This window comes from Rhodococcus sp. IEGM 27, from assembly GCF_033142305.1.
Taxonomy (GTDB): Bacteria; Actinomycetota; Actinomycetes; order Mycobacteriales; family Mycobacteriaceae; genus Rhodococcus_F; species Rhodococcus_F oxybenzonivorans.
On the sequence record NZ_JAWLSG010000006.1, the window covers coordinates 421,643 to 435,843 of the forward strand.

Below are 14,201 nucleotides of genomic sequence, written 5' to 3' on the forward strand. Positions count from 1 at the left end.
TCCCTTCCCACGCCGGCCAGCTCACTCAGGAGATTAATGACCGCCACCATGCCCAATTCCGCTTCAGCACCCCAGAGTCGGCGATAACGAATGGGAGCATTACGTAAGGGACGCTTCGCAGCGATCGTGTCCGGCGGGTTGCTCGCCGCCACGATCCTGGGCGCCGGGATAGCCGACGGACAACTACCTATGAACGTTGCGCTGTCGGGTCAGAGGTTCGTCGGGACGATGTCGGCGGTGGAGGGCGAAAGCATCACCGTCTTTCCTCGCCAGGTCGAGACGAAGGCAGGGCAGGTGCCCACGGTCGCGATCCTGATCGAGTCCGCTCGACTGACCGACGTGTGCCTCTCGACGGTCGCACACGGCCTGCCCCTGGTCGGGGACGTCACGATGTTCCTGCGGGTCCCGGGTGACGGCACGACCGCCCGCGATCTCGTCGCCGATGCGTCCGTCGTCGGTGGTTCGATCGGAATCTCGAACGTCGCGATGGGCGCTGATGTCTCGGCTACCGGGGACGTACAGGGTGTGGTCACGTCGGGGATGGTGGCGGCTGAATCGTCGATGACGGGTGCCCGCCTGGAAGGAGTGTCCCTCACCGCGACCTCACTGTCGTTGCGCGACTTCACCATCAGCTCGGAGATGGGTGCGAAGAGTTGCTGACACCTGAACCACCCCTCACCCGAAGGGAACGCTTCCGGCATTGGCGCGGCATGCGCCCGTTCGGGGGCGCGGTCATGCTCACTGTCTCCGCTGTGTTCCTCCTGCTTCCCGCCTACTCCACCGTCGAGGTCGGTGATCTTCTGATTTCGATCAGCACCATCTCGGGAGTGTCCACGCTGTTCCTCGGCGCCTCCATGCTGTTGTGTGCAGGCTCGGTGCTGGTACGGCCGAAGACGCGGGTCGCGGCAGGTGGAGGCGCGATGCTCCTCGCTCTCGTCGCGCTTCCGGCCGCCAATTTCGGCGGCTTCGGTGTCGGAACGCTCATGGGTGTTTTGGGTGCCGCCGCCACCCTCGCCTGGACGGATCGTTCCGGCGCGCCACCGGCTGAGACAGCCGCACCATGAAGCCCGCCGACTACTCTCACCGCAGACTGACCGGCACGATCAGACGGGCGCACCATGGATAACCACGCGGTCGCGGGTTCCGCCGACCCCCACGAGCTGGCCCGGCGCGTGCTCGGACTTCGGGTGCCGGGGCAGCGCCTGATCGTCGGGGTGACGGGACCGCCCGGCACGGGGAAATCGACGTTGGTCACCGAGGTTGCGGCGGCCCTGCCGAGGCGGGTTCGGACGGTGGTGGTCCCGATGGACGGTTTCCACCTCAGCAACACCGTGCTGCGCGCGCTGGGGTCGGTGGATCGCAAAGGTGCTGTCGACACCTTCGACGACGCCGGGTTCGCCGTTCTGCTGGAGCGGCTGCGCAGCCGCGACGAGGACGTCGTCTACGCGCCCGACTTCGACCACGCCTTCGGCGATCCGGTGGCTGCCTCGATCGCAGTGCCGCGCGCCGTCGACGTGGTGTTCACCGAAGGCAACTATCTGCTCGCCGATTCAGGTGCCTGGCCGCGCGCGCGTTCGGTGATGGACGAGGTCTGGTATCTCGACACCCCACGCGAGCTCAGGTTGGCGCGTCTGATCGATCGGCACCGCGCGGCCGGTAAATCGGGTCCCGCGGCCCACGCCTGGGCTCACGGCACCGACGAGATCAACGCGTCGATGGTGGCCGAAACGCGCGGGCGCGCGGACCTGATCATCGACAACGGGTGACGGACATGCTCAGAGCTCGGTCATGTCCGTCGGCGACCAGTACGCCCGCATGCTGGTGATGGCTCCGCGGTCGTCGAAGGTCATGACGTCGATGGGTTCGATGGCGTAAGCCTTACCGTCGATTTCTGTAACGACCCGGAAATGGAAAGCCGCATTGTTGCCGCTCACCCGTATGGTCAGCAGTTCAGTTTTGCAGTCGACGCCGTCGAGGGCGCCGTAGAAGGCTTCGATCGCTTCGCGCCCCACCCGGGCCTCGCCGCCCACCGGGTCCTCGAGGGTGGCGTCCTCCGCATACAGTGCGGCGATGGTGCTGGACGGGCCCGAGGACACGGCGTCGAGGTAGTTGGTGACGGCGGTCCGGATAACGTCGGCGGTGAGCAGTTCCTGATGTGTCATCAGTTGTTTCCGTTTCTCGGTTGCGGTGCCGGTGCGGTGATCAGTTTGTGCCGCAACGTTTCGATGGTTCCTCGGCTCAGTCCCAGTCCTTCGGTGAGGTAGCGGTCGACTGTGCCGTACTTCTCGGCGAGCCGGCCGAGCCCAGCCTCGAGATAGCTGCGGTCGACCCCCAGCAGAGGCTTATAGATCTGCGCGACGGTTTCGCCTCGAGAAGCCACGATCTGGTCGTACGTCACTTTCATCGACGCGGCCGTGTACTCGTTGGTCAGCAGGTAGTCGTCGAAGATGGTGCCCTCGGGCACTCCCGCGATTGACAGCAGCAGCGCGGACGCCCAACCGGTGCGGTCCTTGCCCGCCGTGCAGTGGAACAGTTGGGGCCCGGCCGTACGGGCCATTTCGGTGAGCAACTGGGCGAATCCCGCTCGGGTGGCCGCGTCGTCGACGAAGCTGCGGTTCATATTCTGCATGAACGCGACCGCATCGGCGGGTGACTTCAATTGCGCCACTGCGGCGCCCAGATCACCCGAGAGAATGGGGATGCCGAGGTAGCGCGGTCCGGCGGGGAGCCTGTCCGGCTTCGCGGCGACCTCTTCGACCGTGCGGACGTCGTACACGGCGGTCAGGCGCAGGCCGGTGAGCACGGCGAGATCCTGGTCGTTGGGCACGAGCGCGTTAGAGCGGTAGAACACACCCCTCGTGACGTGGTCACCCTTCCCGGTGGCGTACCCCTGCCCGGTTCCGCCGACGTCCCGGAAGTTGTCGACCGACGCCAGACGCGGTGTTTCGACGACGGGTCGTGCATTACCCAGGGAACCGAAATCGGGGAGGCTGATTCCCGGTGGCGAGAGCGGCTGCGCTGACACGGCCGCGGGACCACTCAGGCCGGTGAACAGGACGCCACCGGTGATCAGCACAGCGGCGGTGGATTTTGCACTACGAGACATGAAGAACCTTTCGTCGGAATGTCGCGAGATCCGCTTCCGTCTGGCTTGCGCGGAACGTCAGCGGGTAATCCACATCACAGTGCCCCGGCGTTTCCCGTGGCTACGAGTTATTCCGATGACCGGGAGAACCCGTTCCCCGGGCGGAGACATCCGCAGCAGACTCGGGCCGTCGGCACCGGCGTGCCGACGAACGAAATTTGTCACGAGACGAGGATGTGAGCTGAGATGACCGAGATCCCACAGCAGGTAGCGGGGAAGGTCGTGATCGTCTCCGGAGCGTCGCGCGGGCTCGGTGCCGCCTTCGCCGCCCGGATCATCGACGAGGGCGGAAGCGTGGTGGTGGCGGACGTCCTCGATGACGAGGGACGCGCCACCGCCGAAAAGCTGGGCGCACGCGCCCGATACGCCCATCTCGACGTCACCGACCGTCAGCAGTGGCAGGACGCGGTCGACCTGACGGTCAGCGAGTTCGGCCGGGTCGACGGCCTCGTCAACAACGCAGGTATTTCGGCCGGGCAGTACATCGAACACGAGACGGCCGAGAACTTCCGCCGCGTCCTCGACATCAATCTCACCGGTGTCTTCAACGGCATCCAGGCCGTGATTGCACCGATGCGGGCGGCCGGGGGCGGATCCATCGTCAACATCTCCTCCGCAGCCGGCCTCATGGGCTTGGCCCTCACGGCCGGATACGGCGCCTCCAAATGGGGCGTCCGCGGACTGACCAAGATCGCGGCGGTCGAACTGGGCACCGACAAGATCCGAGTCAACTCGGTTCACCCCGGCATGACGTACACACCGATGACCGCCGACCTCGGGATCCAGCAGGGCGACGGCAACTATCCCAACACCCCGATGGCGCGAGTGGGCGTACCCGAGGAGATCGCCGGCGCCGTCAGCTTCCTCCTGTCCGACGCTGCCGCCTACGTCACCGGCGCGGAACTGGCGGTCGACGGCGGCTGGACCGCGGGACCGACAGTGAAATATGTGATGGGCCAATAACTTCTGCTAATCAGCACCATCCGACCACATCGAGGAGTATCGACATGAATCGTTTCGCAGAGCGCCGGGTGCTGGTGACGGGCGCCGCCTCCGGAATCGGGCAGGCCACAGTCCTCCGCCTGCTCGAGGAAGGCGGCACCGTCGTGGCCGCCGACGTCTCCGACGACGGCCTGAAGCACACATGGGCGCTGGCCGAGGCGAAGGGCACCGCCGGGCGTCTCGACACCACGACCATCGATATCGGCGACGAGACGTCTGTGATCGACGGCGTGCGTGAGAGCATCGACAAGCTCGGCGGGCTGGACGTACTCGTGAACGCGGCAGGAATTCTCCGTGCCTCGCACACCCACGACACCTCCCTCGACCTGTGGAACCAGGTGATCGGCATCAACCTCACCGGCACGTTCCTTGTGGTCCGTGAATGCCTGCCCGCCCTGCTGCGGTGCGAGCGCAGTGTGGTCGTGAACTTCAGCTCCACCTCCGCCGCGTTCGCCCATCCCTACATGGCGGCGTATGCGGCGAGCAAGGGCGGAATCCAGTCGTTCACCCATGCGTTGTCGCTCGAATACGGCAAGCAGGGCCTGCGCGCGGTCAGCGTCGCCCCCGGAAGCATCAAAACCGGGATCACCGACGCCACAGCAGGTTATGTGCCCGCAGATGCCGATTGGGCTCTGTTTTCCAAGCTCTCCCCCATCCTGCCCACCACCCTCGAATCCGGCGGCGCCGCGATGGGTGGACCTGAACAGGTCGCCGGGGTCGTCGCCATGCTCGCCTCCGACGACGGTGCCTTCATCACCGGCACGGAGATCCGCATCGACGGCGGCACGCACGCCTGAGTGCCGACCTTACGGAACGTCGGTTCGGCGCGGGCAGCTCAGTTATCGACTGACGCTTCCCGCGTCGACCGGCAGGGCAACGGACGTGATGTACCGCGCCTCGTCCGAGGCCAGGAACAGAGCGGCGTTGGCGACGTCGACGGGTTCGATCCACGGGATCGGCAGCATGTTCATCGTCCCTGCGGCCGCGGCGAACTCCTCACGAGTGGGGTGCTCGAGGTCGGGCCGGAACGCCCGCCGCACCATGTCGTTCTGGATCATGTCCGTATCGACGTTAGTGGGGTGCACGCTGTTGACCCGAACCCGATGCGGCGCGAGCTCCTTGGCCAGCGAGCGCATCAATCCCACGACACCGTGCTTTGCGGCGGTGTAGTGCGCAACTCCTACCAGTCCCCGCAGACCCGCAATGGAACTGGTGAGAATCATCGCACCACCGCCGCGCTCGATCAGATGCGGCGCCGCAGCCTTGCAGGTCTGCCAGACGCCGGTCAGGTTGACGTCCAGCATGGTCTGCCAGGTTTCGGTGGTGAGGTCCAGCGCGGCACCCGAGGACGTGATACCCGCTGTGGCGCAGACGAAGTCCAGTCCGCCCAGCTCAGCGGTGGCCGCCGCGACGGTCTCGGTGAGTGCCGCTCCGTCGCGCACGTCCACCCTTGCGGTCACGATTCGGCGGCCGGTGTCCCGGACCAGCTTTGCGGTCACCTCGAGGTCCTCGGGACTCGCCGGGGGTGTCACCACCGTGTCGACCGGTCCGCACAGGTCGACGGCGATGACGTCGGCGCCCTCCTGGGCGAACCGCAGTGCCTGCGCCCGCCCGATTCCCCGGGCGGCCCCGGTCACCAGAACGACGGTGTCTTCTACACGACCTGTCATCACGACACTTTCTGGGTGAGTCCGGCATCGACCACGAGTTGGGTGCCGGTGATGTATCGGGATTCGTCCGACGCGAGGAACAGCAGCGCATTGCTGACGTCGCGTGAGTCCAGCCACGGCACCGGAAGCAGGTGGTTGCGGGTCAGCACTGGAATCACGTCGTCCTCGGTGGGTTTCTCGAGGTCGGGCCGAAGCCGGGACATCGTCGCCGGGTTCAATGTCATGCGGGTGCCGACCGCGCCGGGGTGCAGCACGTTCACGCGGATGAACCGGGGGCCGAGTTCGTTGGCGAGGGTCCGCGCCAGCCCGACCACGGCGGTCTTGGACGCCGAGTAGTGTGCGGCGCCGGCGACGGCCTTGATACCCGCCGTGGAACTGACCACGACGACGGAACCGCCGCCCTCGGGAATCGCCGGGACCGCGGCCTTGACGGTGTTCCATACTCCGGTGAGGTTGACGTCGAGCGACCGATTCCAGACGTCGTCCGGGATGGTCCACGCCGGTCCCGGATTGTCGGCGATGCCGGCGTTCGCGACCACCACATGGATGGCACCCAGCTCGGCGACACCTGCGTCGACCGCCTCCTGCAGGGCCGCTGGGTCCCGCACGTCGGCGTGTGCGACCACCACGCGTCGCCCGAGTTCGCCGACCAGTCGGGCAGTCTCCGCCAGACTCGCGGCCGCCTCGTCTCCGGGAAGGTCGACGGCGATGATGTCGGCGCCTTCCTCGGCGAGCCGGACCGCATGACTGCGTCCCATGCCGTTGCCGGCTCCGGTGATGAAGGCGGTCTTTCCTGCCATCCGCGCCATTCGTCCGCTCCCTCCTAGTCCAGGCGTCCGGGCGTCGGATAGCTGCGCAGCGACAGCCCTACCCGCCCGTCGTCCACGGCGTCGTCGATCGAGCCGCGCAGGGCCCCGCAAGTGGGGATGAACATCGAGTGTTCCCCTGCCGCAGCGAGTTGCGCGAACTCCGGGCAGGACCGTTCGGCGTCACCGAGCCATTGCACACTGGTGTGCGCATCGCTGTACTTCTCGACGAGTACCGAATTTCCGCAGCGACGGCATTCGACGGGCAGCATTCAGCTCACCGCCCCAGCGGCGTGGCGCGCCCCGATCCACCCGAACACCATTGCGGGCCCGATCGTCGCACCCGCGCCGGCATAGTCGTTGCCCATCACCGATGCCGACGTGTTGCCGGTGGCATAGAGTCCCGGAATCGGGTTGCCGCCCCAGTTCAGTACCTGGCTGTGCTCGTTGCACACCAGACCGCCCTTGGTTCCGAGGTCACCCGCCTCCATCCGCACCGCGTAGTACGGAGCCTTCTCCACCTCGTCCAGCGTCGGATTGGGCAGTCGTGGGTCTCCGTAGTAGCGGTCGTACGCGCTGTCGCCGCGTCCGAAGTCGGAATCGACTCCCGCGCGGGCGAACCCGTTGAACCTGTCGATCTCGGCCGCGAAGGCGCCGGCCGGAACACCCATCTTCTCCGCGAGCGCCGCGACGGAATCGGCCCGCAACATCAGCCCCGTCTCGAACCACTCGGCCGGGAACTTCTGGCCGGGCATCACACCGCCGAACTGGTAGCGGCTCTTGGCCTTCGAGTCGAAGACGAACCAGACCGGGTCGTGCCTTCCAGCGATCTGGTCGTGGACGAACGACACGTACGGCGACGCCTCGTTGGTGAAGCGTCGACCGTTCTGATCGACGATCAGCGACGGGGGAATCGAGCGCTCCGACACCAGGACGTGCATGATGCCGTCGGGACGCCGGAACGACGGCATCCACCATGCGTCGTCCATCAGGTCGAGTGCGGCACCCACCTGCTCACCGGCCATGATCCCGTCACCGGTGTTGTCGGGTGAGCCTGCGCTGTAGTTGTCCTTGCCGCCTTCACGCAGATACTTCTTCCGCAACTGCTCGTTCTGCTCGAAGCCTCCGGTCGCCAGCAGCACGCCGCGGCGTGCCCGGATTTTCAGCTCACGCTTCCCGGCGTCGACCACCGCACCGGTGACGGCACCGGTGGCGTCCGTGACGAGGGTTTTCAGCGGGGAGTTGAGCCAGAGCGGAACGCCCGCCTCCTTCAGCGCGAGCCGCAAACGGCCCACGAGCGCCTGCCCCAGTGTTTCCATTCGCCTGCGCCGCACCATGGCGACGACCGAGCGCCAACCGACACCGAGCGCGGTTCTGCGTCCGGCCCACGTCCGGAAGAACATGTTGAGGTGACGGAACTCCGTCGACGTCATGTACAGGCCACCGGGCATCGCCAACGCGTTGGGACGTTGCAACTCACGGTCGGAACCGAGCAGGTTCATATCGAACGGCAGCGGCTCGACGGTACGACCCTCTGCGCGCCCACCCACGTTCTCGGGGTGGTAGTCGGAATAGTCCTTGCACCAGGAGAACCGGAGATGAGAACTCGCCTGTTCCAGGAACCGCATCATCGCCGGGCCCTGTTCGATGTAGGCCTCGAGGCGTTCAGGCGGGACGCTGTCGCCGACGATCGAGTCCAGGTACCGCCGAACCTCGCCCGGATCATCGGTCATACCCTCGCGGAGCAGAACCGGCGAGTTGGGAATCCACAGGGCTCCGCCCGAGAGGGCCGTCGAACCGCCGTACACCGAGGCCTTTTCGACGACGAGGGTGTCGAGTCCCCGCCCGGCACCGGCGAGCGCGGCAGTCATGCCACCCGCGCCGCTGCCGATCACCAGAAGATCGACTTCCCGGTCCCATTCCTGCTCGTCTACGCTCATCGTGCACACCTTCCGAAGTGGTCTCGATCACACTCTGCCGGTGTCGATCCCGCTTTCCCACAACTCTTCCCGCGGAGCGGGAGACGCATCCGACTATCCGGCGAAGAGTCCGAGTCCGCCGCGGTAGACCAGCAGCGGCGGTGCATCACGCAACGCGCGCAGGCCGGTAACACGCGCGACGACGATCGTGTGATCGCCCGCATCGTGTTCGACTTCGACGGTGGCCTCCACCTGGGCGAGAGCGCCGTCCAGCGCGGGTGCACCGTTGTCGGCATACGACCACCCGACGTCGGTGAACTTGTCTCCCCCGCTGGTCGCGAAGGTTCGGCACACGTCGCGCTGGTCGTGGGCGAGCACATTGATGCAGACGCGTTCACTCGCTCGCAGGTGAGGCCAGCTCGTCGACGTGCGGGCCGGGCAGAACGACACGTACGGCGGTTCGAGCGACAACGAGACGAACGACTGGCACGTGAAACCGTGCGGGCTCGTGCCGTCGTGGGCAGTGACGACGGTGACGCCGGTGCAGAAGTGCCCGAGTACGGACTTGAAATCGGACGGTGCGAAGCCGCGGACGACCGGTGGTGCCGGTTCCTCGGTTCGTGTCATCGTGCCTCCTACCAGTACGAGTCGACAGAGTTCGACGGGTTGCCTCCAGCCTGGAGGGCGCCACCCTCCGCCGGAACGGTCCGTCCCGCCCAGCGGCAGGCTTTCGTAGGTCGGTGGTTGATAGGCTCCGAACATGCCTTCGTCCGACCCCCCACAGAGCTCCGGATTCGCCGGCCTTCGGTCGACGAGTTGGCCGGTGCTCGGCATCTTGTCGTTCGGCGAGGAGCTGTCCGGATACGACCTCAAGAAGTGGGCGTCGTACAGCGTGCGCTTCTTCTACTGGAGCCCGTCGTTCAGTCAGGTGTACTCGGAACTCAAGAAGCTCGAGGAGCTGGGATACGTCACGTCGCGGACCGTCGTCGACGACGAGTCGCGCGTGAAACCCAAGCGGCTGTACAAGATCACGGACACCGGTATGGCCGTTATCCGCAGCTGGGCGCGTGAGGCCCCCATAGATCCGCCCGTGCTCAAGCACGGTGTGATGCTACGGATGTGGCTCGGCCATCTCACCGAACCCGATCACCTCAAAGAAGCTCTCCGCGAGCACATCTCGTACGTGGAGGGCATGAGCAGACAGGCCGGGCTCGACGCCCGCGACTCCGAGGTCGAACCGACGTGGGCCTTCGCGCACATGGTCAACAAGTGGTCGGAGCGCTATTACGCAGCCGAGGGCGAACTCGCGAAACAGATGCTCGCCGACATCGACGAGGCCACCCGGAGGATCCGGGGCGAGGACGCCCCGGAGCACCCCGGTGTTCCCAAACCCACTGAAACACATGCCATCCGCAGATCCCGCGCCGCCCTGCAGGAGTACCAGGCTGCCATGAAGGCGGCGCGGGACGCAGAAGAGGCGGAGGGCTGACCCGACTCAGCGCCGAGTGTCGTCGTCTTCGGTGAAACGGGCAGTCCAGCGTTCGAGGGCATCCTCGGTGGCTCCCCGTTGCAGGAGCCAGGTCCGCACTCCACCGGGTTCCGCGTCCCACGTGTCGAGAACACCCTGGATCGCCTCGGGAGGGGCGCCGACCAGGTCCCGGTTGGTGGGATGAACCCGCCCGAGTTCGGGCGCGAATCGGGTGATCCTGGCGAGCACCGCGTCCATGTGGTCGTTGGTCGCCGTGTAGTCGTCCACTATCTCCGCTGCGCCGACACCCGCAACACGCAGAAGCATTGCGACCGCGATGCCGGTCCGGTCCTTCCCGGCGGCACAGTGGAGGAGAATCGGGCCGGGTGCGGTGGCCGCCACGTCGAGGATCTCCGCCAGTTGTGCGCCGGCTCGGTCGAGCACCCTCAGGTAGAGATCGGCGAGTCGGAAATTCGGGTCCGGCCGGGCGACCTCGCTGTCCGACATCAGCGCGATTCGGTGGACCACGGTGTCGGCCGAATCGAACGGATGCGCGCGTGTCGCCTGTTCCCGGGGACTGCGCAGATCGACGACGGTCTGCGCGGGCCACTCCGCCACGCCGGTCGGCGATGCGTCACCGTCGACCGGAAGCGCGCTGCGGTAGAGCACCCCGCTACGGGTCTGCAGCCCGTCGGGGAGCGGTAAGCCACCGAGGTCACGCAGATTCGGTAGGACGGCGGTCTCGGCGACGGTCATGTGAGCTTCTTCCGTAGGTGGGAGGCGACGCGATCGAGGGTAACCACCACCACGAGAACGACGAGAACGATGGTGAGGACACTGCCGTATTCGAAGAGACGGAGCTGCTGCGTCAGTTCCATTCCGATACCGCCCGCACCGACGATACCGAGAAGGGAGGCAGCGCGGACATTCCCGTCGAGCATGAGCAGCGTGTAGCTCGCGACGGTTGGTGTGCTTTGCGGCAGAAGGACCCAGCTGATGCGCTGCGCCCGGCTCGCCCCGGACGCCGCCGCCGCTTCCCATGCGCGCATGTCGGTCGTTTCGAAGATGTCGGCGAACAGACGTGCCATCCCGGCGGCGGAACCGATGATGATCGCCAGCGTTCCCGCGAGTGGGCCGAGCCCGACGGCCGAGACGAACAGCAACGCCCACATCAGCTCGGGAATAGCGCGCGTGAGGTTGATCGATCCGCGGGCGGCGTGATGAAGCCACGCCTGATCGAACACTGAGCGTGCCGCGAGCAGCGCCCACGGTATGGCGAAGAGCACTCCGACCGCGGTTCCGATGACGGCGATCGCCAGGGTCTCCCCCATGAGGGCGATCGCGGTGGGGAGGATGGCGAGGTCGGGCGGGAACATCCGTCCGACGAAATCGGCGATGTTGGGGATGCCGTCGAGCAGAGCGGCCACCGAGAATTCGGTGGCACCTGCCGCCCAGAGAAGGACGGTCGACACGATGACCACGCCGGCCGCGGTCTGCCAGGACGGTCTCCGTAGAGCCGCCAGGTCGGCCGTGCTCTCGAGTGCCTCCGGCTTCGGTTCGGTATCGAGTGTCATCTCACTGCACCCCCACGGGAGAACGAGCCGGATCGGCGTAGAGGAGATCGAGGTCGGACGAGGACACGTCACCCACCGGTCGGTCGAACACGAGGCGGCCCGCGCGAAGCCCGATCAGGCGGTCGGCGACATGCCTGGCCAGGTCGACATCGTGCAGGTTCAGGACCGCGGTGAGCCGTTCTACGCGCGCGAGACGGACGATGTCGTCGACCACCCCGCGCGCGAGCACGGGATCGAGGTTCGCGACCGGTTCGTCCGCCAACAGCATGTCCGGCTGCTGGGCGAGGGCTCGCGCAATCGCGACCCGCTGCCGCTGTCCGCCCGACAGTGCATCGGCGCGTTTACGCAACTGCTCGCCGAGGCCGAGTCGCCGCACGCTCTCGACGGCGATCTCCCGGTCGCTCCGCCGAACGAAATGCAGGAGGCTGGGCAACACGGGCTGGTACGCGAGGCGCCCGATCAACGCGTTGGACAGCACCGTCGCGCGCTCGACGAGCTGAAACTCCTGGAACACCACACCGACCCGGGCATGTGCGCGACGCCGGGTCCGACCGCGCAGCGTGCCGCGGTCCTCGCCGTCGTGCAGAACGCGGCCGTCCGTCGGAATCTCGAGCCCCGCCAGGCAACGCATCAGCGTCGACTTCCCGGCGCCGCTGCGGCCGAGGACGGCCACGATCTCACCGGCGTGAACCCGCAGCGACACGGACTGGAGGGCGGTCGTACCGTCCGGATAGCGGTAGCTCACGGCGTCCGCCTCGAGTCGCGGAGACATAACGACGTCGCTCATTTCCGCGACAACTCCTCGAGATCCACGCCGAGCTCGCTGGCGGCGTCCCGGAAGAGGTCGAAATCGGCGGCGGTCGCTTTTTCGAAGCTGGTGGCGTTCGCCACGCCGAGCGCCGCCGCATTGTCGCCGTCGACGAAGGAGTCGACGATGCCCTGTTCGAGGGCCGGATCGAGGTCCTTGCGGGCGATGATGACCAGCGACACCGGGATCGGGTCGGATTCGGCGACCACCCGTTGCGTCGAACCGTCGATGACGCCCTTGTCCACCATCGTCTGATACGACGATCGGGCATCGGCGGCGCAGTCGACCGAACCCTGCTTCACCGCGAGTTGGGCGGTGTCGTGGCCACCCGCATAACTGCCCTCGATGTCGGTGTCCGGGTTGATGCCGGCCCGCTTCAGCAGGAGCTTCGGGATGTAGTTGCCGCTGGTCGATCCGGCGTCGACGAAGGCGATCTTGCGTCCACGGAGATCGTCGATCGAGTCGATGCCGGTGTCGGTACGACACACGAACACCGAGCTGTACGCGGCGCCCTTGGCGACCACGAGAGGCGTGACACCGGCAACTGCCTCGGCCAGCGGTGTCGGGAACGGGCTGAATGCGGCCACATCGATCAGTCCCGAACGCATCGCCTCCACGATCGACAGGTAGTCACTGGTGGGCTTGACCTCGACGGGCTTACCCGAACCGGTGGCGATCAAGTCGGTGATCGGCGCGAACTTCGCCTGCAGGTCGGCGTTGGCCTCGGAGGGCGGTAGGCCGACCTTCAGAACCGCGGGTGCACCGCCGTTCGCGGCCGAATCGCCGCACGCGGCGGCGCCACAGACGGTCAGAGCGCAGGTCGCTGCCGCCAGGGCTCGGCGCAGTCTCGGGTTGTTGCTCACGGGAGGCCTCTCGAATCTGTCATTGGGGGTGATCGAAGATTCATCTAGACAAGTAGACGTTCGCACCCATCGAGGTTTCGAGCAGATGAACCGTTTCCCAACAGATATATCGAACCTCGCACCGATCCCCTCGACAGACCGAACTCATCTAGACTTCCGGCATGTCGAGCGCTCTTCGTCGCAGCAAGGTTCCCCTCTACCGGCAGGTGCAGGAGGTGCTGGAGCGCCGGCTCGACGGCGGATCGCTCCGCCCTGGCGACAAGTTGCCACCTGAAACCGAACTCGCGGCCGAACTCGGCGTCAACAGGCTGACGGTGCGCCAGGCCATCGGTGAACTCACCCGGGCAGGCCGCGTCGTCGCACGGCAGGGCGCCGGAACGTTCGTCGCGCAGCCGCCGCAGCATTTTCCGATCGAGCTGACGCCTAGCTACATCAACGATCCGGACGGCATGAGCCACGCCTTCGCCGCGGTCGGGCGGCACGTCACCGAGTTCCTCGTCTCGAGTGAGGTGGTCCTGGGCGGCACCGCCCCCGAAGCCGAGGAGAATCTGCCCGGGTGCCGGCTCCGCCGCATCGACACTGTCCTCGCGGTGGACGGCGACCCCTGGTTCGTCAACTCTTACTGGTTGGACGACAAGCGCTTTCGCGGTATCACTCGCCTCCTCGGCGAGGGAACACCGATCTACTCGGTGTGGAACGACGCGTACGGAGTGCGCCTTCGGGCCGCGTGGCGTTCGTTCGGAGCCGGCGCGGCCACGCCGCGGGTCGCGGAGCTGCTCGACATTCCCACCGGCGCCGCCGTCGTCCTACGCGATGGGCTGAATCTCGACGAGGACGGCAAGGCCACCGTCTACATCAACCGCTCGTGCCGCAGCGACCGAGTGCGGTTCGTGGCCAACTACGTCGCGGCGCCATAAATCTACTGCCGACAAAGGCCCCGGCTCGA

Annotated in this window: 18 protein-coding genes; 7 read left to right on the forward strand and 11 right to left on the reverse strand. The window is 66.6% G+C overall.

The features are described from left to right. Positions 1-90: 90 nt before the first annotated feature. Genes R4P95_RS22835 through R4P95_RS22845 form a run of 3 tightly spaced genes read left to right on the forward strand, consistent with a single transcriptional unit; the run spans position 91 to position 1,766 of the window. The gene (locus R4P95_RS22835) at positions 91-660 is read left to right on the forward strand and encodes a DUF6230 family protein (protein ID WP_317745373.1); all 570 of its coding nucleotides are present in this window, start codon (positions 91-93) and stop codon (positions 658-660) included. Next, on the forward strand, positions 654-1,064 hold the full coding sequence (locus R4P95_RS22840) for a DUF6114 domain-containing protein (protein ID WP_317745374.1): 411 nt from the start codon (positions 654-656) through the stop codon (positions 1,062-1,064). Before R4P95_RS22835 ends, R4P95_RS22840 begins: the two co-directional genes overlap by 7 nt. Positions 1,065-1,118: 54 nt before the next feature. Continuing rightward, complete coding sequence (locus R4P95_RS22845) at positions 1,119-1,766, forward strand: nucleoside/nucleotide kinase family protein (RefSeq protein WP_317745375.1); 648 nt, start codon at positions 1,119-1,121, stop codon at positions 1,764-1,766. 9 nt (positions 1,767-1,775) lie between these two features. Here the strand turns inward: R4P95_RS22845 and R4P95_RS22850 are convergent, their stop codons facing one another. Both R4P95_RS22850 and R4P95_RS22855 read right to left on the reverse strand, forming a co-directional pair. After that, positions 1,776-2,162: a nuclear transport factor 2 family protein gene (locus R4P95_RS22850; RefSeq protein WP_317745376.1), complete on the reverse strand. Its 387-nt coding sequence runs from the start codon at positions 2,160-2,162 to the stop codon at positions 1,776-1,778. After that, positions 2,162-3,106: a tyrosine-protein phosphatase gene (locus R4P95_RS22855; RefSeq protein ID WP_317745377.1), complete on the reverse strand. Its 945-nt coding sequence runs from the start codon at positions 3,104-3,106 to the stop codon at positions 2,162-2,164. The genes R4P95_RS22850 and R4P95_RS22855 overlap by 1 nt, the downstream gene beginning before the upstream one ends. A 225-nt stretch (positions 3,107-3,331) precedes the next feature. Between R4P95_RS22855 and R4P95_RS22860 the strand changes: the two genes are divergently transcribed. Next, positions 3,332-4,108, forward strand: coding sequence for an SDR family oxidoreductase (locus tag R4P95_RS22860; protein WP_213574964.1), 777 nt, complete (start codon positions 3,332-3,334; stop codon positions 4,106-4,108). A 44-nt stretch (positions 4,109-4,152) separates the two neighbouring features. After that, entirely contained in the window at positions 4,153-4,944 is a 792-nt protein-coding gene (locus R4P95_RS22865; protein ID WP_317745378.1) for an SDR family oxidoreductase, read from the forward strand. Positions 4,945-4,986: 42 nt separating this feature from the next. On the opposite strand, the gene R4P95_RS22870 is transcribed toward R4P95_RS22865, so the two are convergent. The 5 genes from R4P95_RS22870 to R4P95_RS22890 form a co-directional block, all read right to left on the reverse strand. Further along, complete coding sequence (locus tag R4P95_RS22870) at positions 4,987-5,817, reverse strand: mycofactocin-coupled SDR family oxidoreductase (RefSeq protein WP_213574968.1); 831 nt, start codon at positions 5,815-5,817, stop codon at positions 4,987-4,989. After that, positions 5,817-6,626: a mycofactocin-coupled SDR family oxidoreductase gene (locus R4P95_RS22875; protein WP_213574970.1), complete on the reverse strand. Its 810-nt coding sequence runs from the start codon at positions 6,624-6,626 to the stop codon at positions 5,817-5,819. The genes R4P95_RS22870 and R4P95_RS22875 overlap by 1 nt, the downstream gene beginning before the upstream one ends. Before the next feature lie 14 nt (positions 6,627-6,640). Beyond that, entirely contained in the window at positions 6,641-6,895 is a 255-nt protein-coding gene (locus tag R4P95_RS22880; RefSeq protein ID WP_213574972.1) for a hypothetical protein, read from the reverse strand. Next, positions 6,896-8,563 carry an FAD-binding protein gene (locus R4P95_RS22885; RefSeq protein ID WP_317745379.1) on the reverse strand — a complete coding sequence of 556 codons (1,668 nt, stop codon included), beginning with the start codon at positions 8,561-8,563 and terminating at the stop codon, positions 6,896-6,898. Between the two features lie 93 nt (positions 8,564-8,656). Continuing rightward, a complete protein-coding gene (locus tag R4P95_RS22890; RefSeq protein WP_317745380.1) occupies positions 8,657-9,169 on the reverse strand; it encodes a flavin reductase family protein in 513 nt (170 codons plus the stop codon). A gap of 133 nt (positions 9,170-9,302) precedes the next feature. Here R4P95_RS22890 and R4P95_RS22895 point away from each other — a divergent pair, with 133 nt between their 5' ends. After that, positions 9,303-10,031 (forward strand): PadR family transcriptional regulator, encoded by a 729-nt coding sequence (locus tag R4P95_RS22895; protein WP_213574975.1) that lies wholly within the window; start codon positions 9,303-9,305, stop codon positions 10,029-10,031. A gap of 6 nt (positions 10,032-10,037) precedes the next feature. Here R4P95_RS22895 and R4P95_RS22900 read toward each other — a convergent pair whose 3' ends face one another. The 4 genes from R4P95_RS22900 to R4P95_RS22915 are packed head-to-tail and all read right to left on the reverse strand — an operon-like array spanning position 10,038 to position 13,255. Beyond that, on the reverse strand, positions 10,038-10,766 hold the full coding sequence (locus tag R4P95_RS22900; RefSeq protein ID WP_213574976.1) for a tyrosine-protein phosphatase: 729 nt from the start codon (positions 10,764-10,766) through the stop codon (positions 10,038-10,040). Continuing rightward, positions 10,763-11,584: a phosphonate ABC transporter, permease protein PhnE gene (gene phnE / locus R4P95_RS22905; protein ID WP_317745381.1), complete on the reverse strand. Its 822-nt coding sequence runs from the start codon at positions 11,582-11,584 to the stop codon at positions 10,763-10,765. Before phnE ends, R4P95_RS22900 begins: the two co-directional genes overlap by 4 nt. Position 11,585: 1 nt before the next feature. Further along, complete coding sequence (phnC, locus tag R4P95_RS22910; RefSeq protein WP_317745382.1) at positions 11,586-12,371, reverse strand: phosphonate ABC transporter ATP-binding protein; 786 nt, start codon at positions 12,369-12,371, stop codon at positions 11,586-11,588. Further along, positions 12,368-13,255, reverse strand: coding sequence for a phosphate/phosphite/phosphonate ABC transporter substrate-binding protein (locus R4P95_RS22915; RefSeq protein WP_317745383.1), 888 nt, complete (start codon positions 13,253-13,255; stop codon positions 12,368-12,370). The genes phnC and R4P95_RS22915 overlap by 4 nt, the downstream gene beginning before the upstream one ends. 161 nt (positions 13,256-13,416) lie before the next feature. Between R4P95_RS22915 and R4P95_RS22920 the strand changes: the two genes are divergently transcribed. Further along, on the forward strand, positions 13,417-14,172 hold the full coding sequence (locus R4P95_RS22920; protein WP_213574981.1) for a GntR family transcriptional regulator: 756 nt from the start codon (positions 13,417-13,419) through the stop codon (positions 14,170-14,172). Positions 14,173-14,201: the final 29 nt, after the last annotated feature.